This window comes from Infirmifilum sp., from assembly GCF_049970975.1.
Taxonomy (GTDB): Archaea; Thermoproteota; Thermoprotei; order Thermofilales; family Thermofilaceae; genus Thermofilum; species Thermofilum uzonense.
Genome location: NZ_JBMFLX010000012.1, coordinates 1 through 22,236, shown reverse-complemented (window position 1 = coordinate 22,236; position 22,236 = coordinate 1). Strand labels below are relative to the sequence as shown.

Here is a 22,236-nt window from a genome sequence, read left to right as displayed (position 1 = left end):
TCTATGAGCCTTTTATGTATTCTGAGCTCAAACCTATCGAAGGTTTCATATCCTTGACCTGAGGGCGCGCGTCTTGTGACGACCCTTGCTACCTGGACGGGCAGGGGGATAGGGCCACGGATCTTAACGCCTGTTCTCTTGGCTATCTCAACTATATCTTTGCATACTGCGTTTAGGTCTTCGACAGATGTGCTTGAGAGACGGATGCGAACCTTGGTTGGCATACAGCATCACAGGCAAAAAGGTGAAGGCCGTATAGTATAAAAATTTTATCTCTAAAAGACGGCTACTAGTATCCTTCGGCCTTTTTAACGTCTATGACTACTCCAGCCGCTATAGTTCTGCCAGAGTCGCGTACCGCAAACCTGCCCAGTGGCGGGAAATCAGAGTATTTCTCGACGACCACTGGCTTTCTAGGCTTGAACCTTACGATAGCTGAGTCGCCTTGTTTGATGTACTGAGGTTTCTCCTCTGCGACGCTACCTGTCCTGGGATCTAGTTTCTGGAGTAGTTCCTCAAAGGTCACAGGAACCGTTGCGGTGTGAACGTGTAGTACCGGGGTATAGCCTGCTGCTATCGCCGTCGGGTGGAACAGTACGAAGATACGTCCTATAAACTCGTCCACTACTGTGGGTGGGTTAGTTGTGGGACCGACAACATCGCCGCGCCTGATCTGACTCTTCTCGACACCCTTCACGTTAAAGCCTATGTTGTCGCCGGGTATTGCTTCCTGAATAGGAGTGTGGTGTGTCTCGATGGATTTTACTTCTCCCACAGCCTTTGGCGGGTTTATTATTATCTTGTCGCCGACCCTGAGAACGCCTGTCTCAACCCTGCCTACAGGAACTGTTCCAACGCCTTTGATGGAGTAGACGTCCTGGATTGGAATTCTTAGTGGCTTGTCGATGGGTCGTGGAGGCTCTTTAAAGGTGTCTAGAGCCTCGTAGAGGGAGGGACCGTTGTACCATGGAGTTTTCTCGGGTGAGCGTTTAACTATGTTGACTCCTTCCCAAGCGGAGATTGGTACAAAGTGTATCTCTTCAAGCTTATAGCCGACCATTCTCAATAGCCTTGAGAGCTGGTTCTTGATATCCTCGTATCTCTGCTGGCTATAATTCACAGTATCCATCTTGTTTATGGCTACCACGAGCTGGTCGACACCCATTGTCTTGGCGAGGAAAATGTGCTCTCGCGTCTGACCAGCCGGACTTATACCGGCCTCGAACTCACCCTCCTTAGCAGACACGACCAGAATTGCAGCATCAGCCTGGCTTGCTCCAGTAATCATGTTCTTGACGAAGTCACGGTGTCCAGGAGCGTCGATAAGCGTGAAGAAGTACTTCTTTGTCTCGAATTTGTAGAAGCCCAAGTCTATTGTTATTCCGCGCTCGCGCTCCTCCTTCAACCTGTCGAGAACCCAAGCGTACTTAAAGGACTCCCGGCCAAGCTTCTTTGCTTCTTCCTCGTATTGCTGGATTGTTCTGGGGTCTACGGCACCAATTTCATAGAGGAGTCTACCCATGGTGGTGCTCTTTCCGTGGTCTATATGACCGATTACCACTAGATTAAGGTGTGGCTTCTTCTCAGACATTGTCTCACCTATTTCAGCGTAATTGTAGGTAGTGAGAATTATAAAAATTTATCTAGCTAGCCTCGATGTTTCTACGCAAATAGCTGAGGATACTTCTCCCTGTATGCGTCTATATATGTGGATACCACTCTCTTGATAGCTTCAGGTGGTAGGTGCTGGGTAGAGACAACGAGATCCGCTACACTATAATCCCTGATGTTGAGCCCATAGTACTTTAAGGCTCTCTCATAGTTGCTTTTCTCGCGTTGAATAATCTCCTCAAGAGCCTCCTCGAAACTTATGCCATCCCGTTTAGCTATTCTCTCAGCCCTGACTTCTCGCGGTGCATCGAAAATAACTTTAATGTGAGCTATGTCCTTGAGAACCCATACTGCGAGGTGTCCCTCAACAACTACCCCTCCGTACAGAGCTTCTATAATAGCTTTCTGGTCTATCATCATGTCTATCTCCATGTTTTTCTCAGCTTCCCTATGCAGTTGGAGAAAGTCTATCCCTCGCTCCCTGGCGATCTCCCTGAAGAGATGCCCGCTTGACACGTAGCGCAAACCATAGTACTCGGAGATAAAACGAGAATACGTTGTTTTCCCACTGCCTGGCGTCCCACTTACAGCTATAACTACGCAGGGCACGGCTTATCAGGCTCTCGTACGAACTGAGACCTTAATGCCCAGCTTTAAGCACCTATGGCAGAGATAGCCACCAAAGGCTCTGGTTGGCATCTTTACACCTTTTCGCTCTTCTTTCAAGGTCAGCCTGGGTATTCCTTGGAGAGGCATGCCACAAACAGCGCATTTTGGGTAGTCATGCTTCTTGTCCATAACTCTCAGTACAAGGCGCCCCCCAGGTGTTCTGACATGTCTACGCTTCTTTGTACGTGACCTTAGGCTGGGTCTAACCATCAGGAGCACCAAAGGCTTTATGTGCATGAATTTAAGAAATTTTCGGGTAACCGTCGGTGTCGAGGGATGAGTGAAAAAGCTGGGGTTGTTGAAGGCTGGGTATCAAACGTTAAGACTGTTGGAAAAATAACGTTCATTGAGGTTATAGACGATCTTTCTATATCACCTGTTACCGTCGTTGTGAAAAGAGACAGTGTGGATGCCGAGACATGGAGTAAGGCTTCGTCCGTGAAGATTGGTTCGGCGGTAAGGGTAGAGGGTGTTTTTCCCGATGTTATCGTTAGCAGAAAAGGACGTGAGCTCCAAGCCAAAGCAATTACTGTACTTTCAGAGCCCATAGAGTTGCCTCCGATTGATCTTACAGGGAAAACTCCAGCGAGCTTTGACCTTTACGTGGATTTCAGGTACCTCGCCCTTCGTCTACCTCGATTCAGAGCTGTTTTTATAGCTCGTGCCAAACTAGTTGAGTTTACACGGGAATTTTTCGCGAAAAATGGCTTCTTAGAGGTACACACGCCTAAGCTCGTAGGCGCAGGTGCCGAGGGGGGCGCTACGCTATTCACTGTCGACTATTTTGGCCAGAAAGCCTATCTCTCCCAGAGCCCGCAGCTCTACAAGCAAATGTTGATGTGCGGTGTTCCAAGAGTATTCGAAATAACCCCATACTTCAGGGCTGAGAAGTTTAGCACGCCTAGACACCTCAACGAGAGCTGGGGGTTGGACGTTGAGATGGGTTTCATAGAGGACGAAGAGGATGTGATGAAAGTCCTTGAAGAGTTCATCGGGGCATCAATCAACTATTTAAGGATGGAGGTCGGAGACATGCTGAAAACCGTAGGGCTCTCGCTTATAGACCCCCCTTCCTCGATACCTAGGATAACATACAGTGAGATTATTGACATTTTAAATAGCATAGGATATAATATACAGTGGGGGGAAGATCTAGACACGCAGGCAGAGAAGAGCCTAGGCGAATACCTCTCCGCTAAAGGTACTCCAATTTATTTCATCACGAAATACCCTTGGGATGCAAAACCATTCTACATCATGCGTGAAGGCGACAATTTGAGCAAGTCATTTGACTTAGATATAAAAGGCATCGAGGTTGCCTCTGGAGGACAGCGAGAACACAGGTACCATGAGCTGGTTCAAAACCTGAAGGCTAAGGGTCTCAGCCTCGAGGAGTTTTCATTCTATATAAAAGCCTTCATGTACGGTATGCCTCCCCATGGCGGATTTGGGCTTGGACTCGACAGGCTCCTTATGACATTTCTTGGCCTTTCTAATATACGAGAAGTGGTATTATTTCCAAGAGATCGTTTCAGACTGATTCCTTAGGGGTTAGATTTGTCCTCAAGAAACCTTATGCGTGCTCGAAAGGCGTTAATGGAGGGAAGGGTCAAGCAGGTAATAGTTGAGAATGTACGGGAAAACGTTGATGTTGAAGTATATATGGTGGAGAGCAAGGATAGGAGGCGTTCCTACATTGTAATCCCGGGTTTATTTTGTTCATGCGAGGACTTCCTCTTCAACGCGGTTTATCGTGAAAAATCAAAGGCTTGTTACCATATGCTTGCTGTGGAACTAGCTATAAAAGAGGGAATTGAACTTAAAAGAGAAAAAGTCTCATTTGAAGAATTTTATAAATCGTTTTTAGCCTCGCTTTGAAGGATATTACTTAGGTTGGATCATGTCTTCGCAAGAAAAAGATGAAATCGAAAGGATCATCCAGGATATACTTAAAGCAAGACCCCAGCTGACACGGGAGAAAATAGAGGAGATGATCGAGGAAAAAGTCAGGGAGTTTGGCGAGATAATTCGTCGGGATGCTGCAGCATTGATGCTGGCTAAAGAGCTAGGGGTAGTTTTATCGCGAGAAGTCGCGCCCGCATCGCTTACAACTCTTAAGATTAGGGATCTCGCCGCGGGGTTTAGAGGTGTCGATGTTGAAGGTATAATCGTCTTCAATTCAGGTATAAGGAGGCTAGCCAATGGGAAAAGATATTTCCGTTACGCCTTGGCTGATGAAAGCGGTATAATCTGGGGGGTGGTGTGGGAGGAAAATGTGGAAAAATACTACGATCTACTAAATATTGGAGCGAGGGTACGACTCCTTAAGGTTTCCGTGAGGAAGTACCGCGACAAGAACGAAATCTTCTTCGAGAAAAACTCCTCGATAAAGCTCGTTTCCAAGCTGGAATTGGATGAGCTACTCCAGTATATTGACAAGTATAATCCTGGGACGCGACTAGTTAAGACAATTAGAGTGATTTCAATTGACAACAAAAAATGCATCTTAGGCATGGATACGAATTGTTCTCCAGTGGCCGTGCTTACTCCTTTTAACGTATCCCCCCTCGAAAATCATTTCATTGTTTTTAGTGGTTGTCGAGAGTTCACAATGGGTGATATAAGCTTTGCGCAATGTGATGCATCGTCCCTAGAAGTCCTCGATGAGGATCTTGAAAAACAAAAACCTTTCAACTGCCGCAGGGCCATGGCTAACGATTTTTTTGGTTTTAAAGCCGATGTATTGGGCTATGTCCTCTTCCGGAAAGAGGGAGGAAGAGTTTACCTAAGACTATTGAGTGGTGGCAGGGAGACGATAGATTCTCTAGTTGTCTCCCATGATAAACCACTAGTGGAGTTCACTATTGGACTAGATCATACCTGTGAAATCGTGGGAGCACGTTCCTCTGAAGGATATTATAGGGAAACGCCCTGTCTCAAGGTAATTGTTGGAGAACAGTTAAAAAAGCCCCCGCGATACGAATTTTCGAAATTCATTGGAATACAGACCTTTGTCTTGAATAGAGCTGTAATTCTTTCGTGGAGCGCCCGTGTTAGGTGTGTAGAGGGAAAGCCACTCTTTCACATGAATTTTCTCTTCGACGATGGAACTTCGACAAGAAGAGGCATATGTAATGACCCTGTAGTTTTCAAGAAGATTTTCGCGATGCCCCCAGAGGAAGCGTGTGAATTCTCGCCAAGCACCCTAGACTTACTTATATCTTATCTTACCGAAGAGCTTCAAGGAAGCGAGGTTATACTCAAAGGGATGATGCTTCCTGGAGGTTATCGACAACCGCTTATAGTTAGAGATGTCATTTTTAATGGCTAGGTTGTGTCTTCCTTACCTATACTTGAATAAAACCAGCACGTCATCGACTATTAGTCGTCTTATTGTCGTCTTATGAGGAAATAATAGCATAGCGAAATGCTTATACATTGCCTCTCTTTTGAAGAGTTCGGGGTTTTTATGAGTAAGAGCGGGTCAAAAAGTAAGAAAAGCCGAAAAGGCGAGAAAGAGAGGAAACCAACAGCTCTCCCGGCAGCCGGTCTCTTGACATTCTACGAAGAGGACATTGGGGGGATAAAGATTAGACCTGAGTTTGTTGTTGCAGGTACTTTCCTTCTAGCGCTTATCGTCGTGATGGCTCATCTTGGAATTTTCGGGCCGTAACTCCCTCCTCAATAGCAGTTATTATGGGATGAAGTCTCTTCTTAACGTTATCAACCTCTTCGACGAGCGTTCCGGTAACTATAATATCTGCACCAGCCATAACAAGCTCTCTCGCCGTTTCCGGCTCCCGTATGCCGCCCCCGACTATTATCGGCAGTGAGACGGTTTTTCGAACAGTCCTTACTACTATCGGAGGAATAGGATCCGCTCCAGAACCCCCTTCAAGATAAACAAAGCTAAATCCCATATACTCTGCTGCAAGCGCATATGCTGCAACCACATCAGGTTTTTCAAAGGGGAGAGGCCTTGTATAGCTTACTAGGGAGACGGCGCCACCCGACCCTAATATGATATAGCCCAAGGAGAGAGCCTCCAGTCCATACCTCTTGACTATTGGTGCACCCTGCATCTGGGCTCCAGTAATAAAATAGGGATTCTGAGAGTTGAGGACAGACATAAACCATACAGCGTCTGCGTGGCGACTGAGTGCCGAAGGAGTCCCAGGGAAGAGTATTACAGGAACATTCGTCGAATTTTTAATGGCAAGTACAACTTCATCGGTCATACTTTCAGAGACCCCGATGCTTCCTCCGACCATTATAGCAGATGTTCCAGCCTCAACTGCTTCAACCGCTATACGGGCGGCTTTTTCTGAAGAAGTCTTATCTGGGTCGATGAGCGTCATGTGAATAGCGCCTTTATCTTTGAGTAGCTGTAGCAGATAATCCCTAACCTTCGTTTTCCGCATTATTCTCATCCCCCTGTTTTGAGATCACAGTAAGTTTTCCAGCTTCATAATCGTCTAAAAACCTGCTGAAGTAGTCTACAGGATGGAGATACTGGTTATACTCGTACTCACCTCTCAAACCACAATTAGCACACGTCACAATAACCTTCTTCTCCTTACCTTTCAACACACTAACACTCACTGCGGTTGCACCACACGCCGGACATTGAAACACCGTTGGAAGCTTCCTCTTGGGTACCAAGCGTGGACGTGACCGTTTACGTCGTCTTCCCATATCTCTAGCCTAAGATATGCGAATTAGATGAAGAATATAAGTTTATGCCGTTAATTCCTGTATTCAAATTATATTCACAAAATCACAAAAGAGAAGATCAATATGTATCCGCTTCCCCTGACAACGGCTTTTAGGAGATTGTATTACAAAAATGCACCTACAATTACTCACAATCTATTAGGCCCTCAATGGCCCTTCTCATAATAGCATTTTGGCGAGCAAGTTTACATGCAATGCTTTCAGGATTTTCTTCTCCTGGGATTTCAACATTTATGAAAAATCCTGTTCTACCTTCGCGTGCACGTTTCTCGCGCATTGCTACACGCTCAAGAACAGTTTCAATCGAGATACCTAACATTTCCGCAGCCTCTTTTTCCCTGCCTATGATAGACCACTCCTCATGCCCATAGCCTGTCGGTTCTATAAACAATAGTTGCTTGTTAACCCCCCTAACCCGTACCCCGTCCACAATTTGGCGCATACTGACGGCACCCGCAAAAAATGGGAACTCTTCTTCTGTTTTCTTGAGCTTCGAGAGTGGGACGGAAATCTCGACATTTTCTTCAACTACAGCCGTAAATCTAGGAGACGTTTGTGGGGTAGCTTGTACTATTCGATAAAGTAGAATATCGTATCCAGCCTGCTCTAGGGATAGGGCTATCCGCCAGCTAGGAACATATCTCATGTAAAAAATGTCTATGTCGCTCGAAGGGGTTACATCCCCCCTGGCCAGACTGCCTATCACCAAGGGTTTCTCTTCTAAATTTTCCAAGGCTTTAAGCACTTGAAGCGCTTTCGCTCTTAGAGAGTTTAAAAGCTTCCAAGTAGACTCAGAATAGACAACTGGCCTTCTATCCCTGAACTTTACCGGCAGTATTTTTGGCAAGGGCTTTCACTTTATAAGAAGTCTCAAGTATTTGCAATAGCATCATTATGGCCTTTCCAATCTCGTACATATCTTCAGGACTGGAGACAACACTAAGGCTATTTTGCAGAATCTGAAGTTTCTCTACAACGGTTTGCTCCAAAGACTGTAGCACAAGCCCAGAGCGCGCACGTAACTCCTCTTCATCGCTCATAACAAGAATGAACTTTTGACCACACTTAGGACATATAACTTCTCCTGACTTCAAACGGAACAGTGGTACATTGCAATAAGGGCAAGTCTTATCCAGCATTGTGGCCCCAGACTTCAACAGAGAAGCCATCTTTGCTAGGACTACTTTTTCCTCCTCTGCCAATCCGGAACACCTATATTTTTTATCCTGCCAGCCCAGCTAAATTTATTGTGTAAGTATGGGGAGCCTGGACAAACTACAAAACATCGATAAAGTAACCAATTTCGGCAGGAAAGTTGGCGAGTTTACAATGGTGTGTCCCTTCTGTGGGGGGCCCCTCAATGTCACAGAGGCCGAGTACGAGATACCCATGCTGGGGAAAGTTTTAATTATTAGCAAGAAGTGCTCAAAGTGCGGCTATAAGAGGAATGACATAATCCCCTTAGAGTATCGCAGGCATACAAGGCTTTACATGAAGGTAGAGGCTCCTGAAGACTTTAGGGTTAAAGTTGTTCGCTCTCCTACGACTAGGATATTGATTCCCGAGCTTGGACTTGAGGTAGAGCCTGGCATAGATGCTGAAATGTTTGTAACAAATATTGAGGGCTTGCTTTATCTCTTCCTTGACGCCTTGAAGAGGCTGAAAGTTCTTGATAAGGAGGTAGACACGAGCAGCGCTGAGCGAGTGCTTGAAGAAATAATAGAGCAACAGAAAGGGGGGTTTACCGTGATCTTAGAGGATGTTAATGGGTTAAGTCTCTTCTTGCCTGAAGGAAAGAATATATTAGTTATCACGGAAGAAGTCGAATAATTGCCTGCGCTAGAATGTGTCTAGTCTCCTTTGATAGCTTGACTTTATTTCATCTATTTTTCCGTTCTTAACAGCCCTTACGTATTTATCCAAGCCTTTAAATAAGTAGAGTTCGCGTACCCAGGACCTCCTAATATACGCGTATTTTTCATGGGGGTCAGATATGTTTACTATCTCGAATACCTTTGATGTTTTTCCTGGCTGGTATCCTAGTACCCTCCCTATACGCTGTATCATCTGTCGCACCTCGCCACTTCCCTCAAATATTACGGCTATCTCTGCATCTGGAACAGTTATTCCCTCGTCAAGAACAGTTGTGGAGACGATTATGTTGGCTCTCCCTTCAAGGAAATCCTTGAATACAAGCTCTCTCTTAGCTGTGGGGGTTTCTCCGGTAATCATTACGACCTTGTAACCCCTCTCACGTAGACTGGAATATATCTTCTCAGCTGTCTTCAGGTATTGGGTGAACACTAGAGTTTTGGCTGAAGGATAAGTGTTCAAAATCTCTACAAGTTTTGCCAATTTTTCCTCCTCGCTCTGTACGAAGTACGAGCGGTACTCCTCTATGGGGGCGACTACTTTAAGCCTTACGAGGTCTTCGTAAGAGAGAGTGTAAAGCAGTTCTCCGCAGAGCTCGTAGAGTAAATTGTGGTTGTTATCTCTGCGAGTAGGAGTCGCTGAAAGGGCGAGCCTATAGAGCGAGTCCAGTCTTATAGCCACGTTCTTGAATGTTGTAGCCGGGACGTGGTGAGCCTCATCAAAGATGGCTAGTTCAAATTTATCTTTAATGTGGTCTATGTATTTTACAGCACTTGTGTATGTTGCAATCGTTATCTCCCTAATCTTCTGTTCACCCGCGCCTAAGATTCCTACAAAACGTCTGGGAAGCCCTAAATATTTTTCGAGATAGTCAAGCCAAGTCGTCATAAGCTCTTGTGTGGTAACGAGAATTAGAGTTGGCTTTCGCAGCCTATAAATGGCTTCCAGAGCTATGAATGATTTTCCTCCTCTGGTGAAAATAGCTATGGTTCCCCTTTTACGGCGCATCCATAGCTCAAGCGCTTCCTGCTGATGTGGTAGGAGCGAAAAAGCCTTGTTCAAGGTAAGCGAAAAAGAAGGCTTCTCCTCTATAAGCGTCTCGACTTTGAATCCGAGGCTTTGGAGCTTAGCGATATATTTGTCAATTAGCGCGATAGGGGCTACTAACGTCTTTTCGATCCAATTCCACTTTGACACACGAAAAGTCCTAGTCACTAGTTCAGAGCCTTGGTACTCGTTATTAGGACCTAGTATTGGTTTTTCAATATTGTAAGTTAAGACCCCTTCATCCAACAATATTTTAGATAAAGTCCGGTCCACGACTTTAAACTGAATCTGAAGCACTGCATCCTTGCGCGAAACTTTTACCGTCATCAAGTCCGGATCATGTTCTAGCCTAATCCCATGCTCTTTATGCAGGAGTTCAGTGAAAACGGATAAGTTTACCAGCGACTTTAGATAAATTCTCCCATACTTTATCTCCAAAAATTCGGATAATTTTTCATCCCTTATTATCTTATCCAAGACCTCTTTAGATCCTCTTATCTGTAAAAACTCTGTTAGAATAAGAGAATCTTTTGAGCCAACGTGTTCTCTCTGTGAAGTATGAATTAACAATATTTCTCGAACCTGATCTTCGTTTAGCGTGGAGAATCTTCGGAGTACATGTAGAGTTGCCTCGAGTTCGCTTCTATTCAACTCATTTATCTTCTGCGGAACAGCGACCCATGTCTTGTCGTCCGGGTTGAAGACAGCTATTTTTCTAGCACTAGCCAGAAACTCTTCAAACTCATACCGGCTTAGACCCTTTTTATTTTTAAAGTAGAGCCTCAGCTTTTTGTCGTCATCGTTCACCATGGAAGTCACAGATCACCTCCTTCTTCATCGGCCGAAAGTAAAATACTTCCCCCAGATATAAGCTCGCCGATTAACGGAAAATTTAAATGAGTTTGAATGTAGGCTAGCAAGGGTTTGTGTCGTGAGCACAAGGAAAACTCGAGATAAATGGGCAATGAAGAGCTGGGTTCGGGTACTGGCCCCGAAGGCTTTCGGCTTCGCTGATCTAGGAAGTATTCCGGCGAACGAACCTGAGAAAACTATCGGGAGGACAGTCGAAGTCAGCTTTTATGATATAACCAAGGATCCCTCTCAACTTCACATAAAGCTTAAGTTCCAAATAGTCAAAGTAGAAGGTACAACGGCATATACTCAGCTTAAGCTGATGGAACTGACGCGAGACTATATCAGGAGCCTTGTAAGGAGGGGAACCTCCAGGATCGATGCGATCATAGACGTTCAAACAAAAGATGGTGTAAAGCTCAGAGTCATGGGAATGGCTGTTACAATAACGAGGGTGAAAACTTCACAGAGAAAAGCCATTAGGAAAATAATGTTTCAACTGATAGAGGAGAAGGCAAGCCAACTCGATTTTGACACCTTTATCCAGCAGGCAGTCCTTGGAAATATAGCATCAGAAATAGAGGTGAATGCAAGAAAGATCTATCCATTAAAAAAAGCTGAGATTAGGAAGATTAAGGTTCTCACCAATACATTCGAGATCCCATTAACAAAACCCGAGAGCCTTCAAGTTAAGGCCTAGAGTCCTAGAGCTTCTTTCCTGCAAATCTCGTTTAAAAGTTCAACTGAATGCCACAATAGGCGTCTTAAAGACTCATTTCGTATTATATTCGGCTTTATACCCCTCTTGTATATACTGATCCCAGATGCTCCAGGGTGACCCCCTGCCTCAGCTTCTAGGCTAGTTGCCACATCTGCTACAAGCTTTGAGCTATCAAAACCCTTTTCGAGGAGCCTGTTTGAAACTCGTATACTTGTACGTGAAAACTCATGTCCGCCAGCAACTATCGCAAGATCCACACCAAGAGAGACGAGAGCTTTAGCCACGGCGGCCTCGTGGGCACTCGCTTCCGTCACAGCTACCAGGTAGCCGCATATGTCGAGTATGCTTGCCCTCTGAACGCCTTTAAGCTTGGCAATAATCTCTGATCGATCTTCTGGAAATTCTAGCAACTTTAGAGCCATGTCATAGTCACCTTCTTCTTCCAGGAGTATCTTGGAAGCTAGGAAGGTGTTTGGCGTCGTGGAAAGATACCTACGTGTATCGTAAAGAATTCCCGAGAGAGCAATAGTGGAAATCTCTTTCGTGAGACGAACTTTCAGAGCGTCCGCTAGAAGAACAGCTATCACTGTTGCAGAGGGCTCTCCAATTATTAAGCTATAACTAGCCTTGGAAATCAGGTTTCCCGGAGGACTATGGTGATCAATAATAATTATCTCTTTTGCCTTGTCGATTAAGCTAGCCGCTCCCCCTAGCATCATTTTGTTTGAAGTATCGCAGATAACTAGAAGGTCAGCTGTGTCACAGTCTTCCTGCCACGGTACCCGAAGAGAATTGAGTATCCTCTTAGACAGCCTGTCGGGCCCTTCAGGTAGGCATACTTCGGCTTCAAAACCAAGCGTGGTGGAGATGCTTTGGAGGACATAAGCACAACCTATTGCGTCGGGATCGGCGTTTCGGTGAGTGATTATCAAGGCCCTTGCTCCCTTTAAGGATGAAAAATAATAAGCTGCCTCGCTTACTCGTTGGTTCAAACTTTACACCCTTAAGACAATACTCTGAGCCCTATTCCTTTAAGCTCCTCTTCCGCTTTTCCTAACTCCTCGTCAAGTATTCTTTCAAGAACTCTCCTAATATAGTCGCTATTATAAACTCTAGAGCGCGCCTCTACCTCTATCAAGAGCTCGTATGGCCAGTCTTCACCTAGAAAAGCTGTGATAGTCACCTGAAGGCTAGGGTCGTGAGAAAACTCTTCCTCGACACGCTTCGAAACGCGTTCTATAAGCCTGTCTAGAGCCTCTCGGAGACCTTGGAGAGCATCGTTGCTCACTGAGCCGTACCACCTGGACTAGTGAGCGTTGATTTCAACTGCTTCTCAAGCGAACTAGCCCTTTCACGCAACATTTTTTCCCGCTTAGAGAACTCCTCTATCCTAACCTGTAGGAGCTCTTTCTCGGATGAAAGATCCTTGAGGATCTCATCCTTAGGAGTCTTCATAAGGATCCCGCCCATAGCCTTGTAGACAAACTGGTCGGGTGTTTTTTCTAGCTCTTTTAACGTTTTCTCGATTTCAAGAAGTCTGGCCCTGTATTGCTGTAAATTCAATACTACTGCGCGCAGCTCGTCGACTGTCTGTTGATACTTTATGAGTAGACTCTGATCCACAGACATACGTTTCATATTCCCGAGTAAAGTTAAAATGTTTTTGCTAAAAGGAAACTTTCAAACAACAACTATTTTATCGGAAGTCTGGTATTAAGCCTAGCCGAGCTCAATGATGAGGAAACTGCTAGTCACGCTCGTATTCCTATACTTCTTGGTAAGCCTAGTTGAAAGTCTGAATGCAATGACCCCTAATACGGTAAACATCAAGCCCCTCTATGCCAATACCTCTAGTGTGGTCAACGTGACGGTGTCTGTTCTGACTTGTGATGGTGGAAAACTCGATCCAAATTATTTGAAATATTTGAGAGTGGAGATAAAGGGTAATGAAACGTATCCATCTGCTGGAGAGGACACTAAGTTGTTCCAAATACCGCCAGGTAATTATAGTATAATAGTAGAGTATCTAGGATCAATTGTTTCCCGTTATAACCTGTCGGTGGTCAACAATACTAAGGTAACTTTAAAAGCCAATATTACCAGGGTCGACTTCAAAGTTATGGGGTTACTGTCCTCACAGCCTCTTCGAGGGTATACATTGTCAGTCGATACATTTGGGCTGCTGTTCAACAGTGGATCAAGCGATACTGTATCAGTATGGCTTCCCTTCGGTAACATACAATACACTGTTATATATAGATGGGGGGATTGGGGAAACACTACAGCTTCCGGCAATCTACGAGTCTCGTGTTCCTCGAACTTAGCTGTTGTTAGACTACCAGTTTGGAATATTCTCTACTTTGGCTTTAGCCTGAACGATGGCTCCTCCGTATTAGGGCTTGACGGCTCGGCCGAGGTATACTATCTCGGAAAGCTAACGGGGAAAATAGATTTTAAGAGTGATGATAAACTGAAATTGGAGGGGGCTCTTACCGGGCCCTACACGATCCGTATTTACCTTCATGGAAAAAAGATTGGAGAAAAAACAGTGATTGTAGACGAGAAGGCCTGGCAATACAACGTTAGTGTGAATGTCTTGCGTAACCTGTTTGTCAGGCTCAACGACGCAAATAATCAACCTTTAGTCTCGCCAGACCTCGTCGGTGAAGTAAGAACTCCTATAGGAATAGTAGTTAATCAATCCTTGGGCGAGAGCAACGTAATTATCATTCCTCAAACCACTCCGGGTGACTATAACCTTAGAATAACAAGCACGCTTATCGGCGTCGTATATGATGGGAAATTTACCGTCACGAGTGACAGCGCCGAGGTCCAGTTGCCTCTTCTTTATGCTTCCTTAGTATTTAAACCTGAGGCTTCTAGCGTAATACCGCGAGATATAAGCGTGCGAGTATTCTATATTTCCGGCGGCAAGGAGATACTTTTATGGACTACTACGAGCTTGTCAGATGGAAGTGAGAGTATCAAGAGAGTTCCTCTCAGCGTATTACCTGTGGGGAGTAGTGTTAAGGTCGAAGTTCTCTACGCCGGAATAAAATATACTTCTTTCTCAACGGTGAGTGGTGTCGGATCGATCCAGGTAACCCTCCCTCTTTACGATTTAATAATTAAGGTGTACGATAGGAATGGTGATCCCTTAAGCGGATGTAGCCTTAATCTAACTGCTGGAAATTTACAGTTATCGACAAGGCTACGTGGCGGTCAAGCCTTCTTCCCAAGCATCCCTAAGAGTGACGCCCGAGTTACAGTGGTTTGTAAGGGTGTAACTGTTATCGATGAAATTATACCTGTTGCCTCGGGCAACATAACGCTAACCGCCCCCTTAACGACTCTAAGGGTTGTAGTAAAGAGCTGGTTTGATAGACCCGTCGTAGGTTCAAGAGTCACAGTAACGCTTTTCTCAGGAAACAGGACTTTATACTCTGCCTCAGATGTAACAGATCAAAGTGGGACTGCTTTTCTGACCGACATCCCCGTCTTGCCGGGTAGCCAGCTCATGCTCCGCGTTGAGTACGGCTCATACGTATACATCCAGCGCTTACAAGGCGATGAAAACACTGTACGAGTATTTCTAGACATCTTAATAGACACACCACTCTTAAAGCTCTCTTTTTCTCAAGTAATAATTACCGGTATAATTTTTCTGAGCCTGGGATTGGCCACAGTCATTGTTCTTAGGAGGCATGAACATATCTCAGCTTTCAAAAACATGTTCGAGGTAGGTGCTGGAGAAGAGGAAGAAAAAGAATCACTCATCCAGAGACTAAAAAACTTGTTCAGGAAGAAAAAGGAGGAGGAAGAGGAGGAAGACATATTCTTCTAGTTCAATTTAGCTGTGGTCTAAATGAGGGCTCTTTATACTATATCGGGTAATCTTCCACTGATAGGTCATATAGCGTTCGGCATAATCGACAGGGGGACTAATCTTTTGCAGGTGCGCCCCACTTCTTTTTGCCCACTCTCATGCATCTTTTGCTCAGTAGATGCTGGTCCTAGATCTAGGAATAGAATAGCAGAATTTATGGTTGACGAGAGATATTTAGTAGAATGGTTTGTAGAAACAGTAAAGGTCAAGAAACTTGAGAGTGCCCATGCCTACATAGATGCAGTCGGGGATCCTCTAACGCACCCGAGAATAATTGAGCTTGTACGCCTCCTAAAGAACACTGGTCGTGCAATAAGTATATCATTGGAGACACACGGTGCTTTACTTACGGAAAAGCTGGCTGAAAAGCTTGAAGAGGCAGGTCTAGACAGGATTAACCTCTCCATAGATTCTCTAGACAAAGAGAAAGCAAGAGTGTTGTCTGGGACACCATGGTTCGACGTTGAGCGTGTTATAAAAGTCGCAGAGCATATTGCTAAAAACCTGAGCATTGACTTGCTGATAGCGCCTGTCTGGGTTCCTGGCTATAACGACGAAGACATATCCCGAATAATAGAATGGGCTCTGCGGATAGGGGCTGGTAAAAAACACCCGCCGCTTGGAATTCAAAAATATGAAGCTCATAAATATGGCAGGAAAGTACCTGGGGTTAAGCCATTGCGATGGCGTGATTTTTACAAACGTCTTAGAGTCTGGGAAGAACAGTATGGCATCAGACTTATTCTTGGTCCGCAAGATTTCGGGATAGTGAAGGCTCCTAGAGTCCCTCTAGCATTCGAGGTCGGAGAGAAGGCAATGGTAAAAGTCGTTGGCCCCGGTTGGCTTAAAGGCCAATGGCTGGCTACCTCCAGGAACCGAGTTGTTACAGTTGTAGGCGTTACGGGACAAGCACCTGTAGGGCAACAGATGCGTGTAGAGATTGTAAGGAATAAGGACAATATATATATTGCCAAGCTCTTGTGGTGACAAGATGCCCGTGCAGATATCCTTGCGTCCCCCGCGTGGTACTAAGGATAAACTACCCGATGAAACTTTTATAATGAGAGAGGTCTGTGAAAAGTTGAGAAGTGTATTCGAGCTTTATGGCTATGGTGAGGTAGAAACACCGGCTTTTGAAAACTTAGAGGTTTTGGTTGCTAAAGCCGGTGAAGAAGTCGTTGAACAGATTTATACTTTTAAAGACAAAGCTGGAAGAGATTTAGGGCTTCGGTTTGAGTTGACGACACCGATAGCTAGGATCGTGGCGTCAAGGCTTGAGATGCCTAAACCTCTACGTTTTTATTATATTCAACCCGTCTGGAGGTATGAAGAGCCGCAGCGTGGCCGGCTCAGGGAGTTTTGGCAGGCGGGCGTTGAACTTATAGGTGTTTCAGGACCCGAGGGGGACGCTGAGGTAATAGCCGTCGCTCATCATGCTATAAGACACACAGGATTAGAACAATTTAATTTGAGAATAAGTCATAGGGTGATCGTCGAAGACATACTCATATCCTCGGGAATACCCAGGGAGAAGCTCCAGGAGGCGTTTCGGATTCTTGACAAGCTTGATAAGAGAGGTAGAGATTACGTTGTCAGCGAGCTGTCTAAGCTTGGAGCAAGCGAGGCATCCGTGGATAGATCCTTGGAAAAACTCCTAACCTCAGGCCTCGACATCGAGGTTTCAACACCTACAGGAATAGAAAGCCTGAAGTATCTCAGGAGCCTCATAGAAATTCTTGAGGACGCCTATAACATAAAAGTAAGCGTTGACTTTGGAATCGTGAGAGGGCTCGGATACTATACTGGGCCCGTCTTCGAAGTAAAAACACCTCTAGGAGGCGAGATAGGCAGCATCGCGGGGGGCGGGAGATATGATGATCTTATAAGTTCACTAGGAGGACCCAGGATACCGGCCACGGGTATGGCTATCGGGGTTGAAAGGCTTATCGAGGCTTTGGCTTCTGAGGGTAAAACCCCTCAAGCACCATCACCGTTTGACGCGGTGGTTATACCAGTAGGTCAATCCCTTGAAGTGCTTAAGTATGCAATAAAAATAGCTGAAATGATACGGAATAAAGGATCCATTCGAAGCATTGTGGAGTATGAGACTGGTTCGCTTTCAAAGGCTCTCGAGAAGGCGTCTAAGAAAGGGGCTACTTTTGCAATTATAGTTGGAGAAAAAGAGGTTAAGCTAAAAAAGGCTAATGTGAGAAACCTTAAAAGATGGAGCGAGACCACCGTAGACTTTGATGAGATTGTTAATTTTGTCGCTTTACAATGATTTTTTAACTAGCATTTGTGTTTTTGACATGTGGGCGCAGGAATAAGTATAGACGATATTTATAGCTTGGTATCTCCGAAAGCTAAACTACTCGACAGCTCTGGGATGTTGATTCATGCCTTGAGCATGCCAAAGTATCTTTCCGAGAGTATTGTAAGATATAAAGAAGACGTCTCAAAACTGACTTTACCGGATCCTTCCACGTTTGATGGGGTAGTTATAAGCGGTATGGGCGGTTCTTTCATAAGCGGTCTTTTTTTGCAAGATCTAGCATCTGATAGAAGTTCTAAAGCCATTATACTGAACAGGGATGTAAGGCTCCCTAGATTTATAGACGAGAAGAAATTACTGGTTGCTGTCAGCTATTCTGGAAACACTGAAGAAACACTGCGGATTTACCTTGAAGGATTGAGAAGGAATATACCAGTTGTGGCTGTAACTTCGGGAGGTGAGCTGGCTGCAGTTTCTGAGAAACTGGGTAAGCCTGTTATTCGCTTACCACCTGGAATCCCTCCTCGCGCAGCCTTTCCACACCTTACGGCTGCAATTGCAGCTCTGACTTCATCAGTACTAGGCTTAGATCTTCTGGGCGAGCTAAGAAGAGCTATAGATGAACTCGCAAAAAGAGAGGACTCCGTTTTAAGCGATGGCCTAGCCTTGTCCCGTCTTCTATTTAGCGACGTCCAGAATAATTTAACGCCTCTTATCTATGGTTATTCGCCCTATCTATCCCCGGCATATAGATTCAAAACACAGATAAACGAAAACTCAAAGATCCATGCATTCTTCGGCGAGCTGCCGGAGGCAAACCACAACGAGATAATGGGTTGGAACGGCGTACTAAAAAGCTTTACCGTTGTCTTCGTGAGGGGCCGAGAAGAGCCAAAGTATATGGAGGCACGTATAGAGTTTCTTGAGAATTTATTCGATAAAAACAATATAAGGTTTTACAACCTCCACGGAAATTGTGAAACGAGAGCTTGTGAGCTACTTTCACTCATAATGAAAGCTGACGTGGCGTCAATCGCTCTAGCTCTTCTTCTAGGCGTGGATCCTACGCCCGTTGATACAATAACGCAGCTTAAAAAGTTCCTTGATTCAAAAATCGGTTTCTCATTACATCGCGAGATCAATTGATAATTTCTCTATAACCTCTCAATCATTTTTTTGAGACGGAGAGCGTCGTCAAACATCTGAATGTTGTTAAAGAAAACATATACGCGTGAGGCAGTCAGCGACTCTATCAGTGAAATCAATTTTTTAAGGTCGTAATCAGTATACTTGTACGAGTAATTTACCTCTCCTTTCCCTATTCCGTGAAGCCGAAAATAATAGATTTTTTCCTTTGAGAGAGGAGTATGCCTGAAAGGATCCACAACGTGGACAAGCTTATGCCTGGCTAAAGTATCTGCCAAAAACCCTTCATCTTCGTACCAAGCGCCTCGGGGTTCCCAACCTAGTACTAGATTATCCCTTTCTATCCTGTTAAAGAAGAACTCTAGGTTTTTGACATTCTCGCTTGTAGGAGTGAAACTGGGAGGCGTTTGGAAAACTATAAACGATGACTTTAAAGTATGAGCGGCTCTTTTAGTGTATTCCCAAGCTGACAGTACTTGCTGGGTGGGTTTGAAGAAGCCGTGATCCTCTGTAGCTTTAAAGCCTCTGGCCCTCCTCCACGTTGGGGAACTAGGGGGGTGTGTTATACCCTGGAAAGCTTTAATGGTAAACTCAAAGTCCTCAGGACTCTCTTTCCTCCACTTCGTCAATGTTTCCTCCGATATCACTCTATAAAACGTCTCCTGGAGTTCTACCGCTCTGAAAACCTGGTAATAGTTTTTACGGCCGCCTTTACCTGAAAAACCGCAAGTTCCGATTATAATTTCCACATGAAATTACCACGAGAATGAGATGTAAAAACTTATTCCCGCATATTTTTAGAAGAACTGTCCAATACACTTCCACCACCATAGATTACTCCTACATCTACTCTATTCTTTAGCGCATTTCCCGTTGACACTGTTCCTGGTTATGCTCTTGAACAAGAGTTTATGAAGGAGTTATGGGAGCGATCTGATAAGAAGCACTGGAAGGTAAAAGATGGAGCACTGTGAATAGACGTGGATCGACATCATGAGCTCTCAGCACACAGGTATCCCTAGGAGTTTCTCTTCCTGGCACTCGTAGCGTAGATGTGGGCCAGTCTGATTGGCTCTGGAAGAGAAGCATTACTCTTGGTTAGACTTATCGCGAGCTTCAACGCCGTATTCAATGTCAGCTTATTTCCAACACTAATGTAAATGTCTCTCCGCGAACGACCTAACTTCACAGCGTAGGCTAAAACCTCACCGTTATAGATTACCATCCCTAGCTTATCGCTTAATCGCTCGACGCTACCCACCAAAAGCTTCTTGGCAACTCCTATAGTCGGCTTCCCTACTACAACTCCAAGATGACAAGCAAAGCCCGCCTTGTAAGGGTGTAGGCGACCGTTGCCGTCTACGAATAGCACCTGGTATGTTGAGCGCAGTTCCTTGAGAGCTTTGAATGCCGGCCATACTTCTCTAAAAGCGAGCAGCGTCGGGATATATGGAAATTTCACCTCCACCTCTGTTACTGAGACTTCCACGGGTGAAAGAGTTTGCACGTCGACTACAACACCGGCTGCGAATGCCTTGTCGTTTTTATAAGCCACATCGACGCCCGCCGCTAGCCTCAGTGGAAGTTCTATTTCATCTCTCTCCACAACCTTTTCAGCTATTTTCTTCTGGGCGAGCCGTGCCTTCTCGATTGAAAAGTTCACAGGTATCATATTTCCTTCAAGGCTTTTTGAAACATTCTCGTGAGAGCACTAGACTTTTCCGAGAACAAGATGTCTTTTCGAGTGTTTTCGATCAAGGCACGCGCAACGTCTATTTTATGACGTAAGCCTGGAGCTAGAGTCTCGGGAAACGACAGCTTACTTAGCTCGAAGAATACGGTCTCCATTAGCTGCAAGAGATCCCAAGCTCTCTGAACATCGTCTTTACGTAGATTGTCTAAAATATTCCTCCTAATCTCTCCCACCAGATCGCCCATACCCAACAGGTAAGCTTGTGGCTCTACCCTCAACTCATCGATCGTCGGGATCCTTTGATGCGATAGAATCGCGAAGAGCGTCGTAGCCTCTACATATTCAGCTTGAGCGGAAAGCGTGGAGCCACCGTAATAAATGTTAGGGGACTCTTTCTTGTATTTCTCAACCTCTCTTAAAAGAGTCTCGGCTTCCCTTAACATCTGCATGCTTTTCTCGAAATCCCCCCTATGCATAGCAAAGATCGCTTCACGAGTTTTCCTAGTTATTTCGCGGGTGAGAGCGAGAAGCTCTTCCCTACTCTCGTCTAGGATCGTCAATTCTTGTCCGGCCTTTCTAATATTCTCCCTTATTACTTCTTCGTCTAAGGACATAATAATTTATTGGGGCAGCCGCGATATTAAATATATACCTTGGATGCAATGAATGGCTAGCATCACGGTATGTTCGAGGAATATCTTAGAGCTGGAGAGATCGCAAGGCAGGCTCTCAAACTAGCAATTGATACTGTAGCTGAGGGAACGCCTCTCATAGATATAGCCGAAAAACTGGAAGGCTTCATAAGAGCTAAGGGCGGAAAACCAGCCTTCCCGGTGAACATATCCATCAATGATGTAGCGGCGCACTATTCTCCAAGCATTGAGGACCAACAAGTTATCCCACGTGGCTCCATCGTGAAGGTCGATCTAGGAGTTCACATTGATGGATATATAGCTGATACGGCGGTGACCATATTCTTTGACAATAAGTTTCGCCTCCATGTTAAAGCTGCTCTCGAAGCTTTAGAAGAAGCAGCTTCCACTATTAAGCCTGGGGTTGGAGTGAATGACATTGCCAAGGCAATCTCTAGAAAAATCTATTCGCATGGTCTTCATCCTATCAGAAACTTAACCGGGCACAAAATCGAGAGATATAATCTCCATGCCGGCAAAAGCGTCCCTAATGTTCCAGGCCCGGAATACTTAGCATCTCGTATACTAGAAAATGAAGTCTACGCAGTTGAACCCTTCGCGACCGACGGAACAGGTTTTGTGAGTGAGAGAGGGCCCAGTAACATTTACAGGGTGATCTCGGTTAAAAAAGTTCCTAAAAATGAAACACTTAACGAGGTGCTAGAAACGCTTTGGAGAGAGTTTGGAGGACTACCCTTCTCAGAGAGATGGGTGGTTGATAAAATACTTGAACGAGGGCAGCTAGAAGAACTTGTAAACATAAAAAGAGTTTACCATTATCCTAGACTCGTCGAAGATTCTCAAGGCTTCGTAAGCCAGTTTGAAGACACCTTGATTGTCACAAAAGAAAAGGCAATCCAGTTAGCAAATTCGGCATCTCTCTACAGGAGCCTTGTCGACATCTGACCCGCCTCCGCTACTCTTCCTTTAAACGTTTCGGTAGGTTTGACGAAAAAAAGATAAGCTTCTGAAAGTAGATTGCCTGAGGGGCCGTAGTCCAGCCTGGTAGGATGCCTGGCACGGCTTTTAAGCCGCGGGACT

The 22,236-nt window shown here is 45.1% G+C and carries 26 protein-coding genes; 11 read left to right on the top strand and 15 right to left on the bottom strand.

Going from position 1 to position 22,236, the window contains the following annotated elements; genetic code table 11:
* The 4 genes from rpsJ to ACP5KC_RS03490 all read right to left on the bottom strand — a co-directional run.
* Positions 1-224, bottom strand: a 224-nt coding sequence (gene rpsJ / locus ACP5KC_RS03505) for a 30S ribosomal protein S10 (protein WP_428286844.1), incomplete at its 3' end; no start/stop codon positions are given.
* A gap of 65 nt (positions 225-289) precedes the next feature.
* Entirely contained in the window at positions 290-1,591 is a 1,302-nt protein-coding gene (gene tuf, locus ACP5KC_RS03500) for a translation elongation factor EF-1 subunit alpha (protein ID WP_052884380.1), read from the bottom strand.
* A 71-nt stretch (positions 1,592-1,662) separates the two neighbouring features.
* Positions 1,663-2,220, bottom strand: a complete 558-nt coding sequence (cmk, locus tag ACP5KC_RS03495) for a (d)CMP kinase (protein WP_052884381.1) — start codon at positions 2,218-2,220, stop codon at positions 1,663-1,665.
* Positions 2,221-2,226: 6 nt separating this feature from the next.
* Positions 2,227-2,490, bottom strand: coding sequence for a 50S ribosomal protein L34e (locus tag ACP5KC_RS03490; protein WP_191118460.1), 264 nt, complete (start codon positions 2,488-2,490; stop codon positions 2,227-2,229).
* 66 nt (positions 2,491-2,556) lie between these two features.
* Between ACP5KC_RS03490 and aspS the strand changes: the two genes are divergently transcribed.
* From aspS to ACP5KC_RS03470, 4 genes are all read left to right on the top strand, one after another.
* Positions 2,557-3,828, top strand: a complete 1,272-nt coding sequence (gene aspS / locus ACP5KC_RS03485) for an aspartate--tRNA(Asn) ligase (protein WP_424738355.1) — start codon at positions 2,557-2,559, stop codon at positions 3,826-3,828.
* Between the two features lie 48 nt (positions 3,829-3,876).
* Positions 3,877-4,158, top strand: coding sequence for an SWIM zinc finger family protein (locus ACP5KC_RS03480; RefSeq protein WP_052884384.1), 282 nt, complete (start codon positions 3,877-3,879; stop codon positions 4,156-4,158).
* Positions 4,159-4,180: 22 nt separating this feature from the next.
* Complete coding sequence (locus ACP5KC_RS03475; protein WP_273432997.1) at positions 4,181-5,611, top strand: hypothetical protein; 1,431 nt, start codon at positions 4,181-4,183, stop codon at positions 5,609-5,611.
* A 138-nt stretch (positions 5,612-5,749) separates the two neighbouring features.
* Positions 5,750-5,953, top strand: a complete 204-nt coding sequence (locus ACP5KC_RS03470) for a preprotein translocase subunit Sec61beta (RefSeq protein WP_191118462.1) — start codon at positions 5,750-5,752, stop codon at positions 5,951-5,953.
* Here ACP5KC_RS03470 and ACP5KC_RS03465 read toward each other — a convergent pair.
* The 4 genes from ACP5KC_RS03465 to ACP5KC_RS03450 form a co-directional block, all read right to left on the bottom strand.
* The gene (locus ACP5KC_RS03465) at positions 5,913-6,701 is read right to left on the bottom strand and encodes a geranylgeranylglyceryl/heptaprenylglyceryl phosphate synthase (protein ID WP_052884925.1); all 789 of its coding nucleotides are present in this window, start codon (positions 6,699-6,701) and stop codon (positions 5,913-5,915) included. The two genes, ACP5KC_RS03470 and ACP5KC_RS03465, sit on opposite strands and share 41 nt — an antisense overlap.
* Positions 6,682-6,975, bottom strand: coding sequence for a hypothetical protein (locus tag ACP5KC_RS03460; protein WP_273432996.1), 294 nt, complete (start codon positions 6,973-6,975; stop codon positions 6,682-6,684). Before ACP5KC_RS03460 ends, ACP5KC_RS03465 begins: the two co-directional genes overlap by 20 nt.
* 163 nt (positions 6,976-7,138) lie before the next feature.
* Complete coding sequence (locus tag ACP5KC_RS03455; RefSeq protein WP_273432995.1) at positions 7,139-7,861, bottom strand: nucleotidyltransferase domain-containing protein; 723 nt, start codon at positions 7,859-7,861, stop codon at positions 7,139-7,141.
* Positions 7,827-8,216 carry an Sjogren's syndrome/scleroderma autoantigen 1 family protein gene (locus ACP5KC_RS03450; protein WP_428286843.1) on the bottom strand — a complete coding sequence of 130 codons (390 nt, stop codon included), beginning with the start codon at positions 8,214-8,216 and terminating at the stop codon, positions 7,827-7,829. The genes ACP5KC_RS03455 and ACP5KC_RS03450 overlap by 35 nt, the downstream gene beginning before the upstream one ends.
* Positions 8,217-8,271: 55 nt before the next feature.
* On the opposite strand from ACP5KC_RS03450, the gene ACP5KC_RS03445 reads away from it, so the two are divergent.
* Positions 8,272-8,844, top strand: coding sequence for a ZPR1 zinc finger domain-containing protein (locus ACP5KC_RS03445; RefSeq protein ID WP_052884390.1), 573 nt, complete (start codon positions 8,272-8,274; stop codon positions 8,842-8,844).
* 9 nt (positions 8,845-8,853) lie between these two features.
* Here ACP5KC_RS03445 and ACP5KC_RS03440 read toward each other — a convergent pair whose 3' ends face one another.
* Positions 8,854-10,743, bottom strand: a complete 1,890-nt coding sequence (locus tag ACP5KC_RS03440; protein ID WP_273433012.1) for a DEAD/DEAH box helicase — start codon at positions 10,741-10,743, stop codon at positions 8,854-8,856.
* Positions 10,744-10,864: 121 nt separating this feature from the next.
* On the opposite strand from ACP5KC_RS03440, the gene ACP5KC_RS03435 reads away from it, so the two are divergent.
* Complete coding sequence (locus tag ACP5KC_RS03435; RefSeq protein WP_191118464.1) at positions 10,865-11,485, top strand: 30S ribosomal protein S3ae; 621 nt, start codon at positions 10,865-10,867, stop codon at positions 11,483-11,485.
* Here ACP5KC_RS03435 and ACP5KC_RS03430 read toward each other — a convergent pair.
* Genes ACP5KC_RS03430 through ACP5KC_RS03420 form a run of 3 tightly spaced genes read right to left on the bottom strand, consistent with a single transcriptional unit; the run spans position 11,482 to position 13,135 of the window.
* A complete protein-coding gene (locus ACP5KC_RS03430; protein ID WP_273432994.1) occupies positions 11,482-12,498 on the bottom strand; it encodes a DHH family phosphoesterase in 1,017 nt (338 codons plus the stop codon). The two genes, ACP5KC_RS03435 and ACP5KC_RS03430, sit on opposite strands and share 4 nt — an antisense overlap.
* Before the next feature lie 11 nt (positions 12,499-12,509).
* Positions 12,510-12,794 carry a hypothetical protein gene (locus ACP5KC_RS03425; protein ID WP_052884393.1) on the bottom strand — a complete coding sequence of 95 codons (285 nt, stop codon included), beginning with the start codon at positions 12,792-12,794 and terminating at the stop codon, positions 12,510-12,512.
* Positions 12,791-13,135 carry a prefoldin subunit gene (locus tag ACP5KC_RS03420; protein ID WP_052884394.1) on the bottom strand — a complete coding sequence of 115 codons (345 nt, stop codon included), beginning with the start codon at positions 13,133-13,135 and terminating at the stop codon, positions 12,791-12,793. Before ACP5KC_RS03420 ends, ACP5KC_RS03425 begins: the two co-directional genes overlap by 4 nt.
* Before the next feature lie 106 nt (positions 13,136-13,241).
* Between ACP5KC_RS03420 and ACP5KC_RS03415 the strand changes: the two genes are divergently transcribed.
* Genes ACP5KC_RS03415 through ACP5KC_RS03400 form a run of 4 tightly spaced genes read left to right on the top strand, consistent with a single transcriptional unit; the run spans position 13,242 to position 18,810 of the window.
* Positions 13,242-15,350, top strand: a complete 2,109-nt coding sequence (locus ACP5KC_RS03415) for a hypothetical protein (protein WP_428286842.1) — start codon at positions 13,242-13,244, stop codon at positions 15,348-15,350.
* A gap of 21 nt (positions 15,351-15,371) precedes the next feature.
* A complete protein-coding gene (locus tag ACP5KC_RS03410) occupies positions 15,372-16,379 on the top strand; it encodes a radical SAM protein (RefSeq protein WP_424738342.1) in 1,008 nt (335 codons plus the stop codon).
* A 4-nt stretch (positions 16,380-16,383) separates the two neighbouring features.
* On the top strand, positions 16,384-17,673 hold the full coding sequence (gene hisS / locus ACP5KC_RS03405; RefSeq protein ID WP_191118465.1) for a histidine--tRNA ligase: 1,290 nt from the start codon (positions 16,384-16,386) through the stop codon (positions 17,671-17,673).
* Between the two features lie 30 nt (positions 17,674-17,703).
* Complete coding sequence (locus ACP5KC_RS03400; protein ID WP_428286841.1) at positions 17,704-18,810, top strand: bifunctional phosphoglucose/phosphomannose isomerase; 1,107 nt, start codon at positions 17,704-17,706, stop codon at positions 18,808-18,810.
* Between the two features lie 8 nt (positions 18,811-18,818).
* On the opposite strand, the gene ACP5KC_RS03395 is transcribed toward ACP5KC_RS03400, so the two are convergent.
* The 3 genes from ACP5KC_RS03395 to ACP5KC_RS03385 all read right to left on the bottom strand — a co-directional run bounded on the left by ACP5KC_RS03395 (position 18,819) and on the right by ACP5KC_RS03385 (position 21,117).
* Complete coding sequence (locus ACP5KC_RS03395; protein WP_052884399.1) at positions 18,819-19,559, bottom strand: DUF72 domain-containing protein; 741 nt, start codon at positions 19,557-19,559, stop codon at positions 18,819-18,821.
* A gap of 269 nt (positions 19,560-19,828) precedes the next feature.
* Positions 19,829-20,473: an endonuclease V gene (locus tag ACP5KC_RS03390; RefSeq protein WP_273432990.1), complete on the bottom strand. Its 645-nt coding sequence runs from the start codon at positions 20,471-20,473 to the stop codon at positions 19,829-19,831.
* 5 nt (positions 20,474-20,478) lie between these two features.
* Positions 20,479-21,117 carry a hypothetical protein gene (locus tag ACP5KC_RS03385; RefSeq protein ID WP_052884401.1) on the bottom strand — a complete coding sequence of 213 codons (639 nt, stop codon included), beginning with the start codon at positions 21,115-21,117 and terminating at the stop codon, positions 20,479-20,481.
* 69 nt (positions 21,118-21,186) lie between these two features.
* Here ACP5KC_RS03385 and map point away from each other — a divergent pair, with 69 nt between their 5' ends.
* Entirely contained in the window at positions 21,187-22,101 is a 915-nt protein-coding gene (gene map, locus ACP5KC_RS03380; protein WP_273432989.1) for a type II methionyl aminopeptidase, read from the top strand.
* Positions 22,102-22,236 lie beyond the last annotated feature (135 nt).